Annotated in this window: 2 protein-coding genes; both read right to left on the bottom strand. The window is 67.3% G+C overall.

What is annotated here, in order from left to right; translation table 11 throughout:
- Positions 1-269 (bottom strand): hypothetical protein (locus EB084_22345; protein NDD31005.1); only part of this gene is annotated, 269 nt, incomplete at its 3' end.
- A gap of 89 nt (positions 270-358) precedes the next feature.
- The gene (locus tag EB084_22340; GenBank protein NDD31004.1) at positions 359-2,830 is read right to left on the bottom strand and encodes a formylglycine-generating enzyme family protein; all 2,472 of its coding nucleotides are present in this window, start codon (positions 2,828-2,830) and stop codon (positions 359-361) included.
- Positions 2,831-3,244 lie beyond the last annotated feature (414 nt).

Below are 3,244 nucleotides of genomic sequence, written 5' to 3'. Positions count from 1 at the left end.
TCGAGGCCCTCGGCGTGCTTGCCCACGAGATCGATGTAGGGGCGCATCTCGCGGCACTGCGTGGCCAGGATCAGCTTGTCGATGATGGTGAGCTGGGCCTCGCTCAGTCGATTCCCTCCCTGCGCCGCGATGGTGCGGGGAATCGAGATGAAGTGCACCGCCATGAGGAGTGCGCTCAGCGAGGTGACGAACAGGAACAGCGCGGTTCTCTGCCAGGAGCGACCTGCGGGCTTGGGTGGGGGCGGCGCTTCTTCCGCGGGGGGCATCATGGATGTTCGGTTAGGGGACCCCCCCGGGCATTCCTGTTCGCCTCAACGGGGAAGCGAACAGGACAGGCGGTCGGGAGGACCCCCGCACATCAAGGCGCGCTGGGTCGAGCGCGTCGGATGTCGTCTGCCGTCACGCTTCGCGCGCAGCGGAAGCCGTGGCTCATGCAGGTGTAGCCAGGGGCTTCGCGGTGGCGGTTCGAGCAGCGGTTGTTGTACTGATAGTTGTTCCAGGAGCCCCCGCGGAACACGCGCAGGTCTGCACTGAACTTCTCGGAGCTGAAGGGACTGTTCGGGTAGGGTCGGTAGGTGTCGGCCGTCCATTCCCAGACGTTCCCGAGGCAGTCGAGCACACCGTAGGGGGAGGCGCCTTCTTGATAGGCGCCCACCGGCGTGGTGCCCTTGGGCCCCTTTTCGAGGCTGTTCAGGCGGGTCGGGTCCCATCGATTGCCCCACGCGTACTTGCGCCCATCGGTTCCGCGGGCCGCCTTCTCCCACTCGGCTTCGGTGGGGAGCCGCTTCTCCGCCCATTCCGCGTAGGCCGCGGCGTCTTCCCACGAGACCATCACCACGGGATGGTTCTCGCGTCCGCGCAGGAAGTAGCGACGCCAGTCTCCCGCGGCAACGTGCCCGGTGGCGCTCACGAAGCGCTCGAACTGCTCGTTCGTGACGGGATGCTTGTCGATGAGATAGGCGGGCGTGGAGACCGACGTCATCGGTCCCTCGTCGGCAAACCAGCTTCTCACGGCCTTTGCGTGACGCAGTCGGGCCAGCTCGAGGGCTTCCCCGATCTGTGCGTCGCTCGCCCCCATGAGGAACTCGCCTTCCGGGATGAAGACCATCTCGGCCAGATCACGGGGATTGACAATGACCTCGGCTTTGCGGATGAGCAGCGAGGTGAGGCCGCGATGCACCACGATGGATTCGAGCACTTCCTCGGAGGGCGGCGTGAAGGGCTGGCCGAGCCAGAAGTGACGGGGATACTCGAGCACCAGCGCGAGGTAGTAGGGGAGGTCGCGATTGGGATAGTAGCACGTGACCATCTGCTCGGGAAGCGCGGGGGTTCGCCACCCGAGGCCTCCCAGGTACTCGGTGAAATGGCCGGCGCGCAGGTGGTAGCGGCCGAAGTCCGGGTCACGCAGGCACTCGAGCGCGATCTCCTGTATGCCGACGGCTTTGCGACCGCTGCGGAACAGGAACGGTTCGCGGTTGTGCAGCACCTCGATCTGGGTTCGCCCCATCTCGACCACGCGTTCGGTCTCGACGCTGCGGTCGTAGGCGTCTCCCCCGGCCTTGCTGCACTGGCGCGCAATGGGCGTCTCGATGTGCGGCGCGTCGGACTCGAGCACCAGTCGACGGAGAGGCACGAAGATCTCGTGCTGGCGCTCCGAGCGGCTCGGCTCGCTCTTCCCGACCGAGAGGGCGCATCGGAAGCCGTTCACGTTCACGCAGGCCCGTTGCAGGTTGCGCGTTCTGTTTGCGCAGCGGGCGTTGTGGCCGAACGAGTCCCACGAGCCGCCGCGCAGGATGCGGTACTTCTCACCGAAATCGTCGTCCTTGCAGGCCGAGCCCGGATAGGGCTTGTACCACTCGTCGACCCACTCCCACACGTTGCCCGCCATGTCGGAGATGCCGTAGAACGAGAGGCCGCTCGTGTAGTAGCCGACCGCCGTGGTGGTTCCGTGGCCGCGCTCGCCGCTGTTCAGACGGGTGGGATCCCACTCGCTGCCCCACGGCCACTTGCGGGCGTCAGAGCCACGGGCCGCCTTCTCCCACTCGGCTTCGGTGGGCAGGCGCTTTCCGGCCCATTCGCAGTACGCGCGGGCGTCGTTCCAGGAGACCAGCACGACAGGGTGGTCGAGGCGGTCGTCGATGCCTGAGCCAGGCCCGGTCGGCCGTCGCCAGCATGCGCCCTGGACCTCTCGCCACTCGCTCTGCCAGATCCAGCCCTTGTTGGCCTCTTCGGCTTCGGTCACGTAGCCCGTCTCCTCGACGAAGCGGGCGAATGACGCATTGGTCACGGGATACTTGTCGATGTAGAACGCCTCGACCTGGACTTTGTGGAGGGGCTTCTCGTTGTCGTCCTTGTCGTCTGAGCCCATCCAGAACTCGCCCGCGGGGACGAGCACCATCTCTCCGAGATCGCGTTCGTCGATCGGACGGTGGTGACGGGTCGTCTTGCGGGTCTTGCCGCGCGATTCCCCGTGGCCGCTTGCGCCCGCGCTCAGGTGCATCTCCTTCGTGCTGCCCGCGCTGGCATTGTGGGCCTCTTCAGGCAGGACCTCGAGGGTGGGGGCGGCCTCGGCGTCGGTGTGGGTGGCGCGGGAGACGGCCAGTCGCTGATCGTTTCGGCGCGCGACGACCTGGGCACCACTGGAGTAGGCGCTGTGCTCCCGCGTGCTGGTGGCGGCGTCGTGATGCTGGTGGCGCGACCCCCTCATGTTCTTGCGCCACAGATAGATGAGAACGACGGAGGCCACCAGCGTCAGCGCCACGAGCGCGGGCACGGGCGGTAGCCCCGCGGCGTCCGCCGCGGCGGCCATCAGGAGCATGCGGTCCAGCATCCATTCACCGGCCATCCCGGCAGGTTCGCCACACCTCTGGGCGACCAGCCGTGTTCTGTAGACGAGGTCGAGCAGGTGCTCTGCGCACGGTGACGGTGCGCAGAGCGCAATGCACGGGTTCGGCCTGTAGGGCGACGCCGCGGAGCAGTCGGAGGTTCCCACCAGACGAGGGCGGAACGCCCTTGCGCTGTCTGGCGCGTGCGCAGCTGGGCTGGATCGCTCGCCGACCCTGACGCGGAATCCCATTGATTATATACGATCCGGGGGGCGGAGTCGAGGGATGTCGGCGGCTTCGTTCCAGGGGAGGACCGGCGGGCGGGTTGGGGGCTTGCGGGCGTCGTGTCCCCCACGGTGTCGTGGTGGACAGCGGCTTGTCCCTCACGGTGGCGTGGTGGACAGGCCCCGCGCGCCCCC

The organism is Pseudomonadota bacterium, assembly GCA_010028905.1.
GTDB lineage: Bacteria > Vulcanimicrobiota > Xenobia > RGZZ01 > RGZZ01 > RGZZ01.
The sequence above is the reverse complement of the archived record's forward strand: the minus strand, read 5'-3'. Positions and strand labels throughout refer to the sequence as shown.